This is a genomic window from Halomonas cupida (assembly GCF_900142755.1).
In the GTDB taxonomy this organism is placed as follows: Bacteria; Pseudomonadota; Gammaproteobacteria; order Pseudomonadales; family Halomonadaceae; genus Halomonas; species Halomonas cupida.
Window position 1 is genome coordinate 213,415 of the sequence record NZ_FRCA01000005.1, and the last position, 17,981, is coordinate 231,395.

At 57.7% G+C, this 17,981-nt stretch carries 15 protein-coding genes; 7 read left to right on the forward strand and 8 right to left on the reverse strand.

What is annotated here, in order from left to right; all coding sequences use genetic code 11:
- Positions 1-195 precede the first annotated feature (195 nt).
- Positions 196-1,122: a LysR family transcriptional regulator gene (locus BUE38_RS11205; protein ID WP_073435289.1), complete on the forward strand. Its 927-nt coding sequence runs from the start codon at positions 196-198 to the stop codon at positions 1,120-1,122.
- Between the two features lie 95 nt (positions 1,123-1,217).
- Here the strand turns inward: BUE38_RS11205 and BUE38_RS11210 are convergent, their stop codons facing one another.
- The 5 genes from BUE38_RS11210 to BUE38_RS11230 are packed head-to-tail and all read right to left on the reverse strand — an operon-like array spanning position 1,218 to position 7,138.
- Positions 1,218-2,993 carry an alkaline phosphatase family protein gene (locus BUE38_RS11210; protein ID WP_073435290.1) on the reverse strand — a complete coding sequence of 592 codons (1,776 nt, stop codon included), beginning with the start codon at positions 2,991-2,993 and terminating at the stop codon, positions 1,218-1,220.
- A 31-nt stretch (positions 2,994-3,024) separates the two neighbouring features.
- Positions 3,025-4,173 (reverse strand): mandelate racemase/muconate lactonizing enzyme family protein, encoded by a 1,149-nt coding sequence (locus tag BUE38_RS11215; RefSeq protein ID WP_073435291.1) that lies wholly within the window; start codon positions 4,171-4,173, stop codon positions 3,025-3,027.
- Positions 4,174-4,216: 43 nt separating this feature from the next.
- Entirely contained in the window at positions 4,217-5,737 is a 1,521-nt protein-coding gene (locus BUE38_RS11220; protein WP_073435292.1) for a tripartite tricarboxylate transporter permease, read from the reverse strand.
- 1 nt (position 5,738) lies between these two features.
- Positions 5,739-6,176, reverse strand: coding sequence for a tripartite tricarboxylate transporter TctB family protein (locus BUE38_RS11225; protein ID WP_073435293.1), 438 nt, complete (start codon positions 6,174-6,176; stop codon positions 5,739-5,741).
- A 32-nt stretch (positions 6,177-6,208) separates the two neighbouring features.
- On the reverse strand, positions 6,209-7,138 hold the full coding sequence (locus tag BUE38_RS11230; protein ID WP_073435294.1) for a Bug family tripartite tricarboxylate transporter substrate binding protein: 930 nt from the start codon (positions 7,136-7,138) through the stop codon (positions 6,209-6,211).
- Between the two features lie 280 nt (positions 7,139-7,418).
- Between BUE38_RS11230 and BUE38_RS11235 the strand changes: the two genes are divergently transcribed.
- Positions 7,419-8,402: a LacI family DNA-binding transcriptional regulator gene (locus BUE38_RS11235; protein ID WP_073435295.1), complete on the forward strand. Its 984-nt coding sequence runs from the start codon at positions 7,419-7,421 to the stop codon at positions 8,400-8,402.
- Between the two features lie 203 nt (positions 8,403-8,605).
- Here the strand turns inward: BUE38_RS11235 and BUE38_RS11240 are convergent, their stop codons facing one another.
- The gene (locus BUE38_RS11240) at positions 8,606-9,151 is read right to left on the reverse strand and encodes a disulfide bond formation protein B (protein ID WP_073435296.1); all 546 of its coding nucleotides are present in this window, start codon (positions 9,149-9,151) and stop codon (positions 8,606-8,608) included.
- A 38-nt stretch (positions 9,152-9,189) separates the two neighbouring features.
- The gene (locus BUE38_RS23110; RefSeq protein WP_170234284.1) at positions 9,190-9,345 is read right to left on the reverse strand and encodes a DUF5993 family protein; all 156 of its coding nucleotides are present in this window, start codon (positions 9,343-9,345) and stop codon (positions 9,190-9,192) included.
- A gap of 373 nt (positions 9,346-9,718) precedes the next feature.
- Here BUE38_RS23110 and dcm point away from each other — a divergent pair, with 373 nt between their 5' ends.
- Positions 9,719-11,161, forward strand: coding sequence for a DNA (cytosine-5-)-methyltransferase (gene dcm / locus BUE38_RS11245; RefSeq protein ID WP_084541890.1), 1,443 nt, complete (start codon positions 9,719-9,721; stop codon positions 11,159-11,161).
- Positions 11,162-11,211: 50 nt separating this feature from the next.
- On the forward strand, positions 11,212-11,670 hold the full coding sequence (locus tag BUE38_RS11250; RefSeq protein WP_073435297.1) for a very short patch repair endonuclease: 459 nt from the start codon (positions 11,212-11,214) through the stop codon (positions 11,668-11,670).
- 204 nt (positions 11,671-11,874) lie between these two features.
- On the opposite strand, the gene BUE38_RS11255 is transcribed toward BUE38_RS11250, so the two are convergent.
- On the reverse strand, positions 11,875-12,765 hold the full coding sequence (locus BUE38_RS11255) for a helix-turn-helix transcriptional regulator (RefSeq protein ID WP_084541891.1): 891 nt from the start codon (positions 12,763-12,765) through the stop codon (positions 11,875-11,877).
- Positions 12,766-12,932: 167 nt separating this feature from the next.
- On the opposite strand from BUE38_RS11255, the gene BUE38_RS11260 reads away from it, so the two are divergent.
- The 3 genes from BUE38_RS11260 to BUE38_RS11270 all read left to right on the forward strand — a co-directional run bounded on the left by BUE38_RS11260 (position 12,933) and on the right by BUE38_RS11270 (position 17,972).
- Complete coding sequence (locus tag BUE38_RS11260; RefSeq protein WP_073435298.1) at positions 12,933-14,717, forward strand: solute:sodium symporter family transporter; 1,785 nt, start codon at positions 12,933-12,935, stop codon at positions 14,715-14,717.
- Positions 14,718-14,780: 63 nt separating this feature from the next.
- Positions 14,781-16,298: a sulfatase-like hydrolase/transferase gene (locus tag BUE38_RS11265; RefSeq protein ID WP_073435299.1), complete on the forward strand. Its 1,518-nt coding sequence runs from the start codon at positions 14,781-14,783 to the stop codon at positions 16,296-16,298.
- A gap of 210 nt (positions 16,299-16,508) precedes the next feature.
- Positions 16,509-17,972, forward strand: a complete 1,464-nt coding sequence (locus BUE38_RS11270) for a peptide MFS transporter (RefSeq protein WP_073435300.1) — start codon at positions 16,509-16,511, stop codon at positions 17,970-17,972.
- The last annotated feature ends 9 nt before the right edge of the window (positions 17,973-17,981 follow it).

Here is a 17,981-nt window from a genome sequence, read left to right on the forward strand (position 1 = left end):
TTCGAGCGGGTGTCCACAGGTATCGCCTACGACAGACATTGCTTACGTCAGACATTGATAGCCAGGCAACCCGCCAGTGAGTCTTTCGAGCCGTGCGTCTGCGGCATCAAATCACTATAGAAGCCTTGCAAAGATGAAAAAAAGCGAATTAATTTCACCTTTAAAGATTCGATAAATTCACCAAAGAGGCGATCAATGTTGACGCTCAAGCAGTTGGAAAGCTTTGTACGGATCGTTGAGCTGGGTACCTTCGAGCGCGCCGCCCATCGCCTCAACACCACGCCTTCGACCATCTCCAAACGCATTGCCGAGCTGGAAGAAGCCACCGCGCTGACGCTGTTCGATCGCTCACGACGTGGCGCACAACTGACCGAGGACGGTGAACAGCTACTCGAACACGCCATGGCCACAGTGCATCAGGCGCAGAAGATCCTCGAGCTCAAGCACCAGCCCGCCCAGTTGCACCGCATCCGACTGGGGTTCACCGATCTCACCGCACTGACCTGGCTACCGGGCTTTCTCGCCACCTTCACCCAACAGCGCCCTGACGTACGGCTCGATATCACCATCGACATGAGTCGTACCCTGTATCAGCTGTTTCAGGATGGTGAGCTTGATCTGGTGGTGATTCCCGCCGACCAGGAAGCCTTTACCCAACCCGGCGTTGAGTCGCGACTAATCGATGAAGTCGAAATGGCCTTCATGGCCCGTCAGGGTCTGGTGCAGGAATCACAGCCCGTGGAACTGCGAGCCCTGGATGGCTACACCCTGATCAGTCAGGGAAAACGCTCGGGGTTCGCTCAGCAGGTCAATCGCTGGCTGCATCAGCAGGGTACCGCTGGGGCGACACTGACCACCGACAACCTGCTGGCCCTGGTGGGCCTGGTGACCGCCGGACAGGGCATCAGTGTGCTACCGCATCGTTGTGTGGCCAATCTGGCGGGAGAAGACGTACTGGAAGTCATCGATACCGCGCCTTCTCTGCCGAGAATCGGCTATTACGCGGTGTTTCGTGACAACTCACGCCTGAAGCTGATGGAGACCCTCGCCCAACATCTGACCGAGGCGGCTGATTTCACTCAACCGTTCTTTCTGCGAGCATCGCCTGACCGAGAGCGCTGAACAACGCTCTCGGTCAAACGGGGGAGCAAATATGCGCCATGAGCGCAGGCACTTCGCTCGCTCTGGCTCAGGTGAACGCTACATCACTCACCGTGTCACTCGAGCAATGCCACCAGCGGTTTACCATCGAGCGTCGCTGTGTCGAGTCCCAACAATTGGGCGCAGGTTGCTCCAGCGCTATCCATACGCTGGATACCTGTGGAGGCATCGAACAATAATTGAGCACCAGCACGGACACCACGTCCGTTGAAAATCAACAAGCCATGGTTGGAGGAGAAGGCGGTACTGGCCGACGGCACCTGAGGGCCATGGTTGGCACCGGCAGTCGTCACCCTGGCGATCGTATCGCCGCGCTCGTTGCTTCCCCAGACAAACCCCGGTGCATAGGCGAACAACACATCCCCCATATGTTCTCCCCAGTAACCCAGAACGCTGGCGTCCTGCTTCTTGACCGCTAGTGCTACCACATTGCGCTCACCTTCCGGGGCGTCGACGTACCACGTTGTCAGGGCCTTGAGAATTCGGGTTTGTACCTTGGGGATATCGGATGCAGGTACCAGATCTCGATTGATGAAAACTTCCAGCCCACCGCGCTCATCCTTGAGAAAGGCTCTGCTGTGTTCTCGTACCGCTCGCCCTTGACTGTCTAGTGCACAGAGATCGAACTCGGCCAGGCGTCGATGGATATCACATAGATAGCGGTTGGGTACATCACCATGGTCGGAGGCGAGCACTATTACCGTATCGTCACGCCGCCTTGCCAGTAGCTGTCCCACGACATCATCAAGAAGCTGGTAGGAGCGCCGGATGACATCCAGGTAGCGCGCCTGCTCCTCGGAGGAGAAGAACACCGATTCCGGATCGCAGTGTGCCAGGCAGGTGTGGTGCGTTTCGTCGTTCAGACGGAAGACTGTAGCGAACAACTGGAAGTCTTCGTCATCCAGCAACGTCAGCGCACTGTCGGCCAGCCACTCCAGTTGATAGCGGGCCTCGTCGAAGCTGGTCTCGAAATAGCGTGTATCCGGATCGGCCGATACCGTCCATTTTGAAATGAACGGCCCGTGGCGCTCGATCAGACGCTCAGCAAGCTCCGGCTGAGTACTCGATGGGGCCGGCGCGGTAATCTGCGATTGCAGCAGATCAATCCGCCGCTCATCAGGATCGTAGGCAAGCAGCTTGAAGCGTACCTGGCCAGTTGCCTGTTCCGTACTGCAAGGCAGCCAAGCGCTCCATTCATCGACACCCAGCGATACCTGGCACTCTCCCAGCGAGAGCACCAGTCGTGACTCACCATCTTGCGCCAGCATCACCGGTACCGGCTCGCTTCGATTGAAGGGAATCAGGGCATGATAGCCGTCAGCCGCTCGTTCGATGGCGAAACGGTTGTGCTTCTGGTGATGTGCCAGAGTACCACTCGGCGGCCAGCCCAATGCTTCAGTCTGTGGTATGTCCGGCCACTGGTCGAGATGAGTGCTGTGTAGGCAGGCTGGAGCCAGCTCCATTGGAGCTGGCCCGGCACCGCTCCAGAACGGCGCGAAACAGAAGTCACCTGCTCCGGACGGCTGCAACGTCTCGGGAAAGTGTACCAGGGCACAGCGTTGGCCAGCTGTCGACATAAGCTCAAGCAGGTGCCGAGTGCCGTAGGGTGAACGGCCTTGGCCAACCCAACTGGTTCCTGGTGCCTGCCCCGTCAGAAAGCTGACGAAGTTGGTATCTCCCCAGGTCGAGATATAGGGCATCAAACGAGTTGCCCCTCCGTCGTCGCTCAGACGCTGAATGTTGGGTAGCACGCCTTCAGTGCGGAATCGCTCGACAAGCTCGGGTATCAATCCGTCGACACCCAGTAACAGGACTTTCGCCGCATGGCTCATGGAATACTCCGTGTTGATGAAGGTGGGCCGATCAAGCGATGCGATAGTGATCGATGACACTGCGGTCGATCTCGATGCCAAGACCAGGCTTGTCGAGTACTTCGACGTTGCCACGCCCGTTGAGCTGGAATTCGCCACCAATCAGTTGCTGGCGGAAAGGGTGAGCAGACTGGTCGTACTCGAGCATCGGCTCATCAGGCGTCAACGACAGCGGTTGCGGTGGCAAGGTGGCAATGAATTGCACCGCCGCCGCCAGGCCAACACCGGAGCCCCAGACATGGGGAACCACGGGCACATGCCAGGCCTGAGCCAGGGCAGCGATCCTCTGACATTCGGTCAATCCCCCGGCAGCACCGAGATCGGGCTGAATCACGTCCAGCGCACCCTCGCTGATCAGATCCCGATAACCGATAGCGGAATACTCATTCTCACCGGCAGCAATCCAGGTCCGAGACATCCCCTTCAATTCGCGGTAACCGTGGCGATTCTCCGGGCTGAGAGGCTCCTCGAACAGGTGTACGCGAGTATCCTCCAGCTCCATCAAAATGCGCCGAGCCGCTGGTACGCTGTAGGCACAGTTGGCGTCCATCATCAGCACGACATCGTCACCAACCGCCTCACGCACCGCGCGCATATCGCGAATATCCGCTTCAATGCCAAACCCCGTCTTGAGCTTCATCGCCCGATAGCCGTTGGACTGGTGACGAAGGGCCTCCTCAACCAACTCTTCGGGATATTGCCCACCCTCGCGACGGTAGAAGCCAGTCGCATAGGGCCGAATCTCGCTGCGAAAGGCACCACCCATCAGCCGGTGAATCGGTTGCCCCAGCGCCTTTCCGGCAAGATCCCACAGCGCGATATCGATCGCAGCAATACCAAACAGTGCAGCCCCTTTCTGTCCGTATGGGCGGGTATGGTTGTACATCGTTTCCCACAGCACCTGGCGATCAAGGACTGAGTGGCCGATCACCAGAGGTTTGAGCGCATGCTCCACCACTGCCTGGGCCACCTGTGGTGGTTGCAGTCCATGATTGACACACTCCCCCCAGCCCACCAGGCCATCATCGGTGTGTATTTCGACCAACATTGCGGTGCGCTGGTGGACCCAGCCCTGTGAGAAGGCAAAAGGCTGTTCCAACGGTGCAGCCAGCACATGGGTCTTGAGATCGGTAATGATCATGACATCTCGCTCAACCAGTGAAAGAAATCGGAAAGCCCGGAAATTACCTATTGATGGAGTGACTCAGGTCGCTACGGCATGTGGGCCCTGCTCGCCGCCTGGCAAGGGACGACCATAGTGTCCAGATGAGGAACAGGCCGATCAGCACGAATAACGTTGTGGCAATGCCGCTATGAGTGAAGAATCCGAGGAAATCACCACGTTCGATCAACAGCCCACGACGCAGCGAGCTTTCCAGTTGAGGCCCCAGCACCATGCCGATTACCAACGGCGCCAGAGGGTAGCCTCCACAGCGCAAGGCGTAGGCAAGCATTCCGGTCAACGCAGCAACCACCGCATCCAGAGGGTTGCCACGCACCGATACCGCACCGATGAAGCAGAACATCACGATGCCGGCCATCACATAGCCCCGCGGTAGCTTGAACAGATAGCGGAACAGTCCAATGGAAGGCTTGCTCAGGACCAACATGGCTACGTTGACGATGATCAGCACCACGAACAGCGCATAGACTGTCTGTGCCTGATCCACCATCAGCCGCACCCCGGGTGTAATGCCATGAATGACCATGGCTCCCATCATCATTGCCGTGACCACATCGCCAGGAATACCTAGTGCCAGGGTGGGGATGAAGGAACTACCGGTCACGGCATTGTTGGACGACTCCGAGGCAATGATTCCATCGGGCTCACCCTTGCCCAGCCGAGAACGACGGGGTGACAGCTTCTGTGCCACGGCGTAGCTGATGAAGGCCGACGTTGCTGCGCCGGTGCCCGGCAGTGCACCAATGAAGCTGCCGATGAACGAACCACGTATCAGTTCAATCAAGCGGCGCAGGATCTCGCGAGGATGCGGGAAACGCAGGCTGGCTTCAGGAATGTTGGCGGCCTTGTCGTCGCGATCAGCAAGTCGCATGAATACTTCCGACAGCGCAAAGGTACCCACGACCACCGGAATCAGATCGAAGCCGGAACTCAGGGCATAGCTGCCGAAAGTAAAGCGGTCGGCTCCAGTGATGGAATCGGAACCCACCATCGAAAAGACGAACCCCATCATGCCGCACAGCAAACCTTTCAGAACGCTGCCCTGAGAGACTCCGACGATGCACAGCATCGCCAGACATACCAGTGCGAAGACCTCGATCGAGCCGAAATTGACAGCGAACCGGGCGAGCTGAGGGGCACAGAAGATCAGTAACACGCAGGAAAGCACGCCACCGAAGAACGAAGCAAAAGTCGCCCAGCCCAGCGCTTCATCGACTCTTCCCTGTTGGGTCATGGGATAGCCATCGAATGTCGTTGCCGCGGACTGCGGAGTGCCGGGAGTATTGATCAGGATCGCCGTGATCGAACCGCCATAGACTGAGCCACAATAGACACCAATCAGCAGTGCCATGCTCATGATGGTGTCCATGCCGAAGGTAAACGGCAGAAAGATCGTCAACCCCACCACGGAACCCAGCCCGGGAAGACCGCCAATGATGATGCCGGCCCAGGTGCCGACCACGATCGCTACCAGCACCTTCCAGGCAACGGCATCGCCTACCGCCGCTAATATCACGTCCATATCAAACAACCCCACTGGTCAGTAATGACGGCAGCCGGATCAGCAGCACGTGATGGAAAAGGAACCACAGACCACCGGCAATCAAGGTAGTGGCCAGCATCAGGGGCAAAGGGCGGCGCACTCGAAACAACCATAGTGTCAGTGCCACCAGCGGCAGCGAAGGCAGCAGAAACCCTATATGTTTCATCGCCAGGGCCGCCGCCAATACCGCCATCATCAATAGCGGTAACGGTGAAAATGATAGCGCTACAGTCGGCGCACCTTTGACCAACTCGGTAACCGCGATCAACACCGCAACCAGACACCAGATAGACAACACCACGCGTGGCACCAGCATCGCGTCGGACGGCCCGTTCCAGGCAGCCACTGACAACCCGGCACCAACTCCCAATAGCGCCAATGCCAGCAGCAATCGAGGACGTATCAGAGAGGTGGACATGGAATCTTCTCCTGAAGGGATGGACCCAATTGTCACTGCATCAGACCCGTGTCTCTCAGCACCTGCTGATTCGCTTCAAAACGCTGCTGGACGAAGGCCTTGAAGTCGTCAGGACCGAGGTAGGCAATATCCGCCTTGGCTCTCTCGGCAAACTCCAGGAAGTGGTCGGACTCGAGAGTCTCCTTGCATGCCTCTGCATACTGCGACGCCCGTTCCTCAGAGATTCCTTGAGGTGCCACTACGCCTTGCCATACGGCAAACTCCATTGATGGCAGTCCAAGCTCCTGTATTGCTGGAACATCCTCGTAGCCCTCAACACGCTGATCGGCAAACACCGCGAGCGGCCGCAGATCATAGTTCTCGAGGATCGTTTCGGTATCTGCCATCACCTGTATCTCGTCACCAGCAAGAGCGTTCATTGCTGGTCCGGACCCACTGTAGGGCACGTGTTCAGCCTTCAGATCGCTATTGGCCACCAGTGCCGCCATCGCCAGATGTGGCAGCGTGCCAGGCCCTGAAGAGCCATACAGGAACGGGTACTCCTGTGATGCATCGGCCAACTGCTGGAAGGACTCAATGTCGGAAGACTTCGACACCATCAGGAACATCGGATTCGAGACCGTGCGACAAATGTAGGTAAAGCTGTCCGGGCCATAGGGCAGATTCTTGAGCGACGGCTGAATGGTCAGAGCACCAGCCGGTTCGTATCCGATGATATTGGGGTTACCCTCGTTATCGGCGACTTCGGCGGTACCTACCGTGGCACTAGCACCCGCCACATTGCGCACCACCGACGTGACCCCCATCTGTTGCGAGAAGACTGGCTCGAAGCTACGCGCGACGATGTCTGTTGCCCCGCCAGCCGCGAAGGGGACGACGATATCCAGAGTGTCCGCAGCCACTGCCGTATGCACAGTACCTATCAGTGTCAGCGCAGCCAGGGAATAACGCAGAGTCTTCATGACAAGCTCCATTTTCGTAGCGCTACGAAATTGATTTATTATTTCAGCCGCCCGGACTCAAAAGCTTTCTTGCGACTGATACGAAACATGAACGTGCTGAAATGCTCACTCATCGTAGCGCTACGATTTTTATTGTACAATCGGCATCCATCATCCATTCGTCGCAGTTCTGGCTCGACTGGCAAGAGGTCAGAGACTGGCGAACAATGCTTGAATAAACGGAGTCGGATAAGGATCGAGAATAGTGGCTAGACGCAGACGCGGTTCACAACGAGTCACCATGGAAGAAGTCGCACAGCTGGCAGATGTCTCGCCGAGCACTGTTTCTCTCTATCTGCGACGTCCCGACGAAGTGTCCTCGCGACGTGCCGAGAAGATCCAGGCGGCAATTGATCGCCTGGGTTATCTGCCCAACACCATGGCGGGCGGGCTGGCCTCGTCTCGTTCCAACGTCATTGGTGTGATCGTGCCGACCATCACCAACTCGTTCTTCTCGGCAACCCTCGAAACGCTCGAGCGACACCTGCGTGCTGCCGGCTATCAATTGCTGATCGGCAATACCGAATTCGACGAGCTCCGTGAGGAGGAACTGATTCGGTCGATCATGAGCTGGAACCCGGCCGGGCTGGTCCTGACGGGCTTTCAGCACACCCGCAAGTCACTCTCGCTACTGACTCAGAGCGACATTCCGGTGGTCGAGATGTGGGATTATGGCAAACAGGGACTGGACATGGTGGTCGGCTTCTCCCACCAGACTATTGGTCGTCTGGTCGCCGAACACATGGTCCACAAAGGTTATCGGCACACAGCCTTTCTCAGCACCAACTTCCAACGCGACGTACGTGCCGCTGACCGCTACCAGGGGTTTCGCAACGTGATGGAAGCCGCCGGTGGCCAGGTACAGCTGCGTGAGCTCGTCGGGCGTAGCAACACCGAGGAAACCGGCCAGCTATTGCGCGACCTGATGGCAGAGCGGCCCGACATTGACGCGATCTGCTGTTCCAACGATATGGTCGCACTGGGAGTGATGTTCGAATGCCAGCGGCAGGGCTGGTCAATTCCCGACCGGGTTGCCATCGCTGGCTTTGGCAACCAGGACTTCACCGCCAGCACCGTGCCACCAATGACCACCGTTGACCCTCCGCGTGAGGAGATCGGACGTCACATCGCCCGACTACTGCTTGCTCGCCTCAAGAACGATCTACCCGACGCGGAGAAACAGCTCGATCTTGGCGTGCGTCTAGTCATTCGAGAGAGCTCATAGCGTCCTTCAAGCGCCTCTGTATCCGTGAGGTGCTCGAACGGATACAGGATCGATGCTCCGGATGAATCGTACTTCTTGATTCCGGTGTCGGACAGCAAGGCCTATCATCAGTTCGGCAGCGCCGTGGTAGTCCTGGTCTTCAAGGCCGCGGCACACTTGATGTGCAACCCCATCCTCGCTCGCCCTGGCTCGGGTGATCGAATTCAGATGATCGACAGCAGCCAGTAGGACACTGGATTGTCCGGGCACTGGAAGGGACCACACTCGATAAAGGTGGAGATAACATTCAGCGCCATGACCATCATCGCAAACCAGCAGGCTACCTTTCCAGCCACTCCGAACCGGTGACGGAATTCACCCTCGCCCTCATTGCGGAGAAGCAGGAGTATCGCTACCGCCAGAATCGTTGCCGAGCAAAGAATGAAGGACCAGGTGTAGTAGTGATAGCCAAGTATTGCCGACCCATAGGGCGGAGTGCCGGGAATCACATGTAGCGATATCTGTCGCAACGCGGCGGCAGCACCAAAAATGGCACCAAGCAATACAACTCCATAATGTCGCTGCTTTATCCCATATACCACATTCAACATGAAACCGAACATGACCAGCGCAAAACCAGCGCGCTGCAGAAGACATAATGGACACGGCAGTTCATTCAATGTGACCTGAGCGATCAACCCGATCAACAGCACCACCGCCATACCCACCATCCCCAGTATATTGAGCATGGTGATTCTCGACTGATTCATCAAAGCCTCACAGAATCAATAATGAATTGAAATTCAGATCAAAGAAGAATATTCAGCGCGTCAGTCGCATGGTGATGGAACCAGTACAGACTCAGCGCCAGGGAAACAGAAAATACAACGCAGGAAAGTCTACCTTTGCCGAAATAGGCCATGACCATCGCAACAAGAACAAGCAGAAAAATCAGAGTCATCATGACCAGATACTCTTTACCAGGGTTAATCAGGAAAACCGAAAAGCAACCATTCATGCCCGAGGTCACGACTGACAATATAACAAGTTGACATATATCATTCCACTAAATCAGTATCTCCCATAAGAGGTACAACACCTCTGCTGATTAATGCCGACAGCTTGCATAAACAATAGACAGTTAATTCAATATATTCTTTTAACTTCCACGAACAATAAAAAAGCCTCCCGAGGTGGACTAGCTGTCCAACAGCATGAGAAGTTCCACAAACTCCATCTTGTGAGCTCATCAGCCAACTTCAGCGCTCGCGACCTTCCTCTTCATGGAATACACTAGTGGCTATTCGTCACAGACTTGACCCAGAGAAGGCGCGCCCATGACGCTGCTGTCCGATAACGATACTCCCCGGCAGGAACACACACTCTCACGCTCTTCACCCTATGAGCGCCTCAGTGAGCGTGAATTGCTCGAGCGCGTGTTGGAGATCTACGACCAGGGCCGAGTCGCCGAGGCGCTGGCTGAAGCAGACCCGGGCAACTGGTGTCGGGAAACCGTCAACCGCTGGGTCAAGGGCAAGGCGTCACCACGAGTCACGCGAGCCGCCTGGCAGCGGCTGGTTGCGATGCTGCCACCACCGTCACACCAACATGAGGCCGGGTTCCGCTTTATCGACCTGTTCGCCGGCATTGGCGGCATTCGCAAGGGTTTCGAGGCCATTGGCGGCGAGTGTGTGTTCACCTCGGAGTGGGACAAGTACGCGGTGCGCACCTACAAGGCCAATCACTACTGTGACCCTGTCCGCCACCGCTTCAACCGGGATATCCGCGATATCACCCTGAGTGCCCGCACTGATGTCGACGAGGACACCGCCTATCGCCATATCGACCGGGAGATTCCCGATCACGATGTACTGCTGGCCGGTTTTCCCTGTCAGCCATTCTCGCTGGCTGGAGTGTCGAAGAAGAATTCGCTGGGCCGCAAGCATGGTTTCGAGTGCGATGCCCAGGGCACGCTGTTCTTCGATGTGGCGCGAATCATCGCCGCCAAACGTCCGGCTGCATTTCTGCTCGAGAACGTCAAGAACCTCAAGAGCCATGACAAGGGCAAGACCTTCCGCATCATCTGCGAGACTCTTGATGAACTGGGTTATGAAGTCGCCGACGTGGATGCGCCACGCAATCGCGACCCCAAGATCCTCGATGCTCAGCAGTTCCTGCCCCAGCACCGTGAACGCATCATACTGGTGGGGTTCCGGCGCGACCTCAACGTCCACCAGGGCTTTACGCTGAAGGACATCGACAGCGTTCTGCCGAAGCGACGCCCGACCTTCGGTGAGCTGTTGGACAAGGAGGTCGACAGCAAGTACATCCTGACCCCGAAACTGTGGGAGTACCTTTACAAGTACGCCCAGAAACATCGCGAGAAAGGCAATGGTTTCGGTTTTGGGCTGACCGGGCCGCATGATGTGGCACGCACACTGTCGGCGCGTTACCACAAGGATGGCTCCGAGATCCTGGTCGATCGTGGCTATGACGAGAACCTGCCCTTTCATGGCGAACAGAACCAGCGCAACCGCCCGCGCCGTCTGACCCCTCAGGAGTGTGCCCGACTGATGGGCTTCGATGCGCCGGGTGAGTCGACCTTCGTGATTCCGGTGTCGGACACCCAGGCCTATCGCCAGTTCGGCAACTCCGTAGTGGTCCCGGTATTCGAGGCAGTGGCACGCTTGATGCACGAACGCATCCTCGCCGCCCGGGAAAAGACCCGCGAGCAGGCCGAAGCTGAAGTGCCACAGCTGGAGATTCCCCTGACGGCATGATGTTCCGAGGCTAGTGTTCTGAAACCAGTGCTCTGAAACGGCAGACACCCATGGCCGAGAAGATTGCCCCCCAGACGCGCTCGCGAATGATGTCGTCGATTCGCGGGCGCGATACCCGGCCGGAGCTTGAACTGCGGCGCTTCCTGCATGCCGCGGGATATCGGTTCCGACTTCAGCGCCGCGATCTGCCCGGCCGTCCCGACCTGGTACTGCCCCGCTATCGCCTTGCGGTCTTTGTGCATGGTTGTTTCTGGCACCGCCACCCCGGCTGCCACTACTGCTCCACCCCCGCCACTCGCGCCGAGTTCTGGCAGCAGAAGTTCGCCGACAACATCGCCCGTGATCAACGCAATCAGCAGGAGTTGGAGCGCCTCGGTTGGCGGGTATTGGTGGTCTGGGAATGTGGTTTCAAGCACTGCCTGGATCGCCTCGACGAGATTCCTCTACTGATCGAAGCAGTGAACCAGTGCCAGCAATGGCCACATCAGCCGCCCAGACCATCCTGCTAGTTATTAACCCGGCATGCTTTCATGTTGGGTTGATTGCGGCACAGGGACGTGCCGCCGTCGGCCATCAGGCCGACGCGAGACCGCACCACACCAGCAGATCCGCGCATCTGCGCCAGTGGGGTGCGGACGACAATCAAATCGATCAGGATGAGCTATTTGATTACCATGTTAATAGCATTTCTCCTGAGGAGCGTTTAACGGCTTTTACTGGATGCCTGACTGAGGGGGCCTTCGGGCATGCGCGGAAGGCGCCTGTCCAAACCGTTGCTTGAACGCCTTGGAAAAATGAAAACTATCGTGAAAGCCTAGTTTCTCGGCAACTTCTGCGACGTTCAGACGCTTGTGGTTCAGCAGTACCCGCGCAATGTCGAGTTTGGCGTTGATCACGTAACGCTTCGGTGACTGTCCGGTATAGGTGTGAAAAAGCTTGCGCAGCTGTTGTTCACTGCACTGAGCGATAGCCGCCATCTCGGTCACGGTCCAACACCGGTTCATGCTCTGATGCAATGCTTCCAGCACACGCTCGACACGCTTGAGATTGGCGCTGGCAGGGAGAGGGTCGCCAGCCACCGCAAGCCATTGATAGATCAGCTTGGTCACCATAGCCACACCCAGCGACTTCCAGCGCTCCGGCTCTCGACTCAACAGCTCAATGGCTTCGGCACACTCATTGATCAGGCGATCCTCATTGCTCAACGAAATGATCGAGCGAAAGGGAAAGGTCAAGGCACCGTTGGGCACCATCTCAATCCACACCAGATCCCACAGCATACCTGGACAACGGTAGTGCGCGATGGTGGTGGGTTTAAGAAACACCACACTATGTCCGTGGGGCTCGATCACGCTGCCATCGTGCAGGTGAATCTCGCCATGCCCCTGACGGGTATACACCGCAATCACCGTGTCCTTCGACAATGGCAAGCGGCGATCCTCGGGCCAACTCACCCTATAACGCGCATCGGCGAGAATATCCCACAACGCAATCAGGGTTATACCGCTGGAACTGAGCGTTTCCTCAATGACGATCGGTGTGTTGTGAAATGCTTCGTTTTTTACATGACTGGTGTCGATACAGCCATTCAATTCGCCATCCATCTGACCAAGACTCCAGTGGTAGGTGCGGTTGATTCTTCCACAACCAGTCTTCGACAACACGGTCTTTCACAATACAACCATCACCCGCACCTGATAGACGTCAATGCCCATAAACCACAACAACGGACGTATGCCATGCCAGCGCCAGCTCGTCAGGAGGTACTGTTATGTTGACCCTCCTGTCATTCGTGTTCTTCACAGCCCTTGTCGCCCTGCTCTCGTGGCTCAAGACCCGCCACGATGACCTGCACAACGTGACGGGTTACTTTCTCGCCGGGCGAAGCCTGTCATGGTTCGTCATCGCCGGCTCACTGTTCCTGACCAATATTTCCGCCGAACAGCTGGCCGGACTGAACGCCAATGCCTTCCGCAACGGTGCCAATGTTATGGCCTGGGAGACCACATCGGCTTTGACACTGATCGTGCTGGCATTTGTCTTCCTGCCGCGTTATCTCAAGTCGGGTATCAGTACCATCCCCCAGTTCCTCGAAAACCGCTTCGGTCGGACCATGCGTGTGGTGTCATCACTGATCTTTCTCTATGCCATCGTCATCGGTTTCCTGCCGTTCGTGCTGTATGCCGGCGCCATCACTCTGGCTGGCCTGTTCGATGTCAGCGGTCTGTTGGGACTGAGCCATGGCACCACCATCTGGGTGATGGTCATCGCGATCGGGGTGACTGGTGGGATCTACGCCATTTTCGGTGGCCTCAAGGCCGTCGCGGTCTCCGACAGTATCAACGGCCTGGGATTGATGATTGCAGGCCTGCTGGTGCCGGTGCTTGGCCTCTATGCACTGGGTGACAGTGATATCGGTGCCGGCCTGGAGATTCTCTTCCACGATGCCCCGGAGCGGCTCAATGCCGCCGGTTTGTCTGACGATGCCAATATTCCCTGGTATGGAATCATTTCCGGGGTGGTCATCATCAACCTGTTCTACTGGTGCACCAACCAGGCCATTGTGCAGCGCGCACTGGGGGCAAGAAGCCTGGCCGAGAGTCAAAAGGGTGTGCTCGCGGCAGCTCTGCTGAAGATCGTCGGCATCCTGATGCTGGTCTTGCCGGGTATCATCGCCTGGCACCTGCATCAGCGCGGCATGCTGGACATCCCTTTCAAGATCGTTGATGGCCAGCCCACCGATGTGCTCAATGCCGATATTTCCTATCCGACACTGGTGCGTGCAGTACTTCCTCCCTGGTTGACCGGGTTCTTCTGCGCGGCGATGTTCGGCGCCATTCTCAGTTCGTTCAACAGTGGCGTGAATAGCCTATCGACACTGGTCAGCCTTGATCTCTACAAACAACTGGTCAAGCCCGGCGCCAGTGACAGGGAAACTGTCACTGTGGGACGCACCTTCGGCATCATCACCATCGTGACCTGCATCGCCATTGCCCCATCCATTGCCACCTCGGACAGCCTCTACACTCTGATGCGCACCATCATGGCGGTGATCAACGTACCGATCTTCACGGTGATTCTGCTCGGAGTATTATCCAGGCGCGCCCCGGCACTGGCGGGTTACATCGGGCTGGTCGTCGGCATGACGTTCTTCTACACCACTCACTTCGTACTCGATGATGACCTGGGATTCATTCAGGTGCACTGGCTGGCGCTGGTCGGCATCAACTTCGTGCTGATGCTCACGGTGATGGGCATCGTGCGCTATCTCAAACCCATGCCGGAACCCTTTGTGCTGCGCTACACCAGAGAGGTTGATGTGACTCCCTGGCGCTACGCCCCCCATGCCAGCTGGACACTGATTGCCCTATTCACAGTGCTGTATGTAACGCTCTCCCCGTTGGGGGTCACCTCGACCAGTGGCTCACTGCTCAAGGTCCTTGCCGTCAGTGGCACCAGTCTGGCGCTGATCTATGCACTGTATCGCTGGGTGCGCTCTCGCCACCACACCGCCATCTCTCTCGACAATGCCGAGGCGGCCAGCCAGACACGCTGAACCCCGCCCTCACTTGACTCTCGGCAGGTCCATCACGGCCTGCTGCACGCACCAGGAGCCTCCATGTCCGCCCCCAACATCATCATGATCATGACCGATACCCAGGCCACCAACATGGTCGGCTGCTACAGCGGCAAGGATCTCAACACCCGACATATCGATGCGCTGGCCGCTGAAGGCTATCAGTTCATGTCAGCCTACACCTGCGCGCCACTCTGCACGCCGGCACGCGCCGGACTGTTCACCGGCATCTACTCGAACCAGTCGGGTCCCTGGACCAATAACCTCGCTCCGGGCAGTAATATCGTTTCCATGGGCCGCCATTTCCGAGATGCAGGCTACCGGACCTGTTACATCGGCAAGTGGCACCTTGATGGCCACGACTACTTCGGCACCGGACGTTGCCCCGAAGAGTGGGATCCGGACTACTGGTTCGATGGCGCCAACTATCTCGAGGAGCTGACCAACGAGGAAATCTCACTGTGGCGCAATGGTCTCAACAGCAAGGAAGATCTGATAGCCAACAGCATCACCGCCGAGTTCACCTGGGCTCACCGTATCAGTGATCGGGCGCTGCGGTTTCTCGGCGAACAGGAACACCAGACCAATGAGCAACCCTTCCTGCTGGTGCTGTCCTACGATGAACCCCACCACCCTTTCACCTGCCCTCCGGAATACCTCGAGCGCTACGAAGACTTTGCCTACGATCTCGGAGCGCGGGCATTCGATGACCTGAGTAACAAACCGGAGCATCACCGGGTATGGTCTGAAGCAATGCCCAGCCCTGTCGGCACGGATGGGCAGTATCGTCACCCGCTGTACTTCGCCTGCAATGACTTCGTCGATGATGAGATCGGTCGGGTCATCAAGGCGCTGGATGCCTCAACGCTGGACAATACCTGGCTGGTATACACCTCGGATCACGGCGAAATGATGGGGGCACATCGCCTGGTCAGCAAAGGCGCAGCCGTGTACGACGACATCGCCCAGATTCCGTTGATTCTGCGACCACCGGTGGGGCAGCGCGCACATCGCAAGGTCACGACCCCCGTCAGCCACATCGATCTGCTGCCAACCCTGTTGCGACTTGCCGGCACTGTAGCTCCTCCGATGCTGCCGGGGGGTGACTTGCTGGCAGTGGCTGACGGTGCTGATGTCGAGCGAGGTGTCATGGTCGAGTTCAATCGCTATGAGATCGAGCACGACAGCTTTGGCGGCTTCATTCCGGTACGCGGCTGGGTCGAGAATGATTACAAGCTTGTTCTTAATCTGCTCACCTCGGATGAGCTCTATGATCGTCGCAAGGATCCCGACGAACTGCACAACCTGATCCATGATCCAGACCACGCAACAACCCGTAATGCCATGCATGATCGCCTGCTCGCCTATATGGACCAGATTCGCGATCCCTTCCGCAGTTATCAGTGGGCCTGTCGTCCATGGCGCGAGAGGGCAGAGGCGCGCTGGATGGGGGCCTTCCGCCCACGCCCCGAAGATGGCTATGCTCCCGTCGTAAGAGACTACGACACTGGCCTGCCCAGCCAGGGCACCAAGACTGAGGAGAAGACCCAGAAGTTCTGAGGGTCCATCAATACTGCTCGAGTGCATCCGCCTCGAATGTGCCGGTCACAAGGATGATCGCAGTTCCACATTCGAGGCGCGCACTTTGAATTGGCGGACAATCATTTTGCCTGCACATTTGAAGCTGGTAGGGTTCTGCCACTCGCCGCGACGGACTGCGGCGTCCCTATTCGACCCAGCCCTATTCGGCGCAGTATTGAGGCAAAAACGATGACGACCGAGAACGTCTCACGATCCGCCCCGGAGAAGCAGTTCTTCGGCCACCCACGATCCCTTGCCACGCTGTTCGGCATGGAAGTCTGGGAGCGCTTCTCTTTCTACGGTATGCAGGCCATCCTGCTGATCTATCTCTACTACGAGGTCAGTCGTGGGGGCCTGGGCATCAGCCAGCCGGTCGCCATCGGCATCGTCGGTGCCTACGGCAGTGGTGTCTACCTGGCCTCGATTCTCGGCGGCTGGTTCGCCGATCGGATCTTCGGTGCGGAACGCACCCTGTTCTATTCCGGCCTTGTGGTCATGGTGGGCCACATTGCGCTGGCGGTTCTGCCTGGCGTACATGGCGTTACCGCTGGTTTGATCTGCGTGGCGTTGGGCAGCGGTGGGGTCAAGGCCACCTGCTCCTCACTGGTGGGTTCATTGTACGAACCCGGCAGCGATCGCCGCGACGCCGGGTTCTCGATCTTCTATCTGGGTATCAACGTCGGGGGCTTTGTCGGCCCGCTGCTGACAGGACTGCTACAACAGAACGCCGGGTTCCACTATGGCTTCGGCATCGCTGCCATCGGCATGGCGCTTGGTCTGGCCCAGTATGCTTTCGGGCGCAAGAAGCTCCCAGCCTCGCAGAAGACTGCTCCCAACCCGCTGGAAGCCGGAAGGCTCAAGTATTATGGCCTGGCCGTCATCGCCCTGGTCGGTGCGCTGTTGGGAGCCGTTGCGCTGGGCTGGGTTCGCGCCGACAACCTGTCTGACGTACTGCTGGTGGTCATCGCCATCGCCGCCGTCGCCTATTTCGCCATCATCCTCAGCTCGCCTCGCATCAATACCGAGGAGCGTCGTCGCGTGCTGGCATTCATTCCGCTGTTTCTGACCAGCGGCGCCTACTGGGCCCTGTACAGTCAGTCCTATACCGTCATCACCGCTTTCTTCGACCAGCGTGTGGACCGCAACGTGTTCGGCTGGGAAGTGCCTGTCGGCTGGTTGGTCTCCGCCCAGGCGTTGACCGTGATCGTCCTCTCCGGTGTCTTCGCCTGGCTGTGGACCATTCTCGGCAAACGCCAACCCAGCTCAGCCAGCAAGTTCGTCATCGCCATGTTCGTCATCGGCCTGACGTTCCTCGGCTACCTGCCCTACCTGGGCGCCGAAGGTGCTGCCATGCCGCTGTTCATGCTGGTATTGCTGTTGCTGGGTTTCACTGCCTCCGAGCTGTGCCTGTCTCCCATCGGGCTGTCGGTGACCACTCGCCTGGCGCCAGCTGCCTTCCAGACCCAGATGATGGCGCTGTTCTTCATGTCTCTGGCGTTGGGTTTCGCCGCTGGAGGCTCACTGGGCGCCTTCTACACTGAAGCCAATGAAGTGAACTACTTCATCGCCATGGCTGGACTCGGTATCGTCACGGCGGTATTGCTGATGCTCTGCCTGCCGTTCATCAAACGGGCCTCTCGCGGTACGGAATAAGGACACATC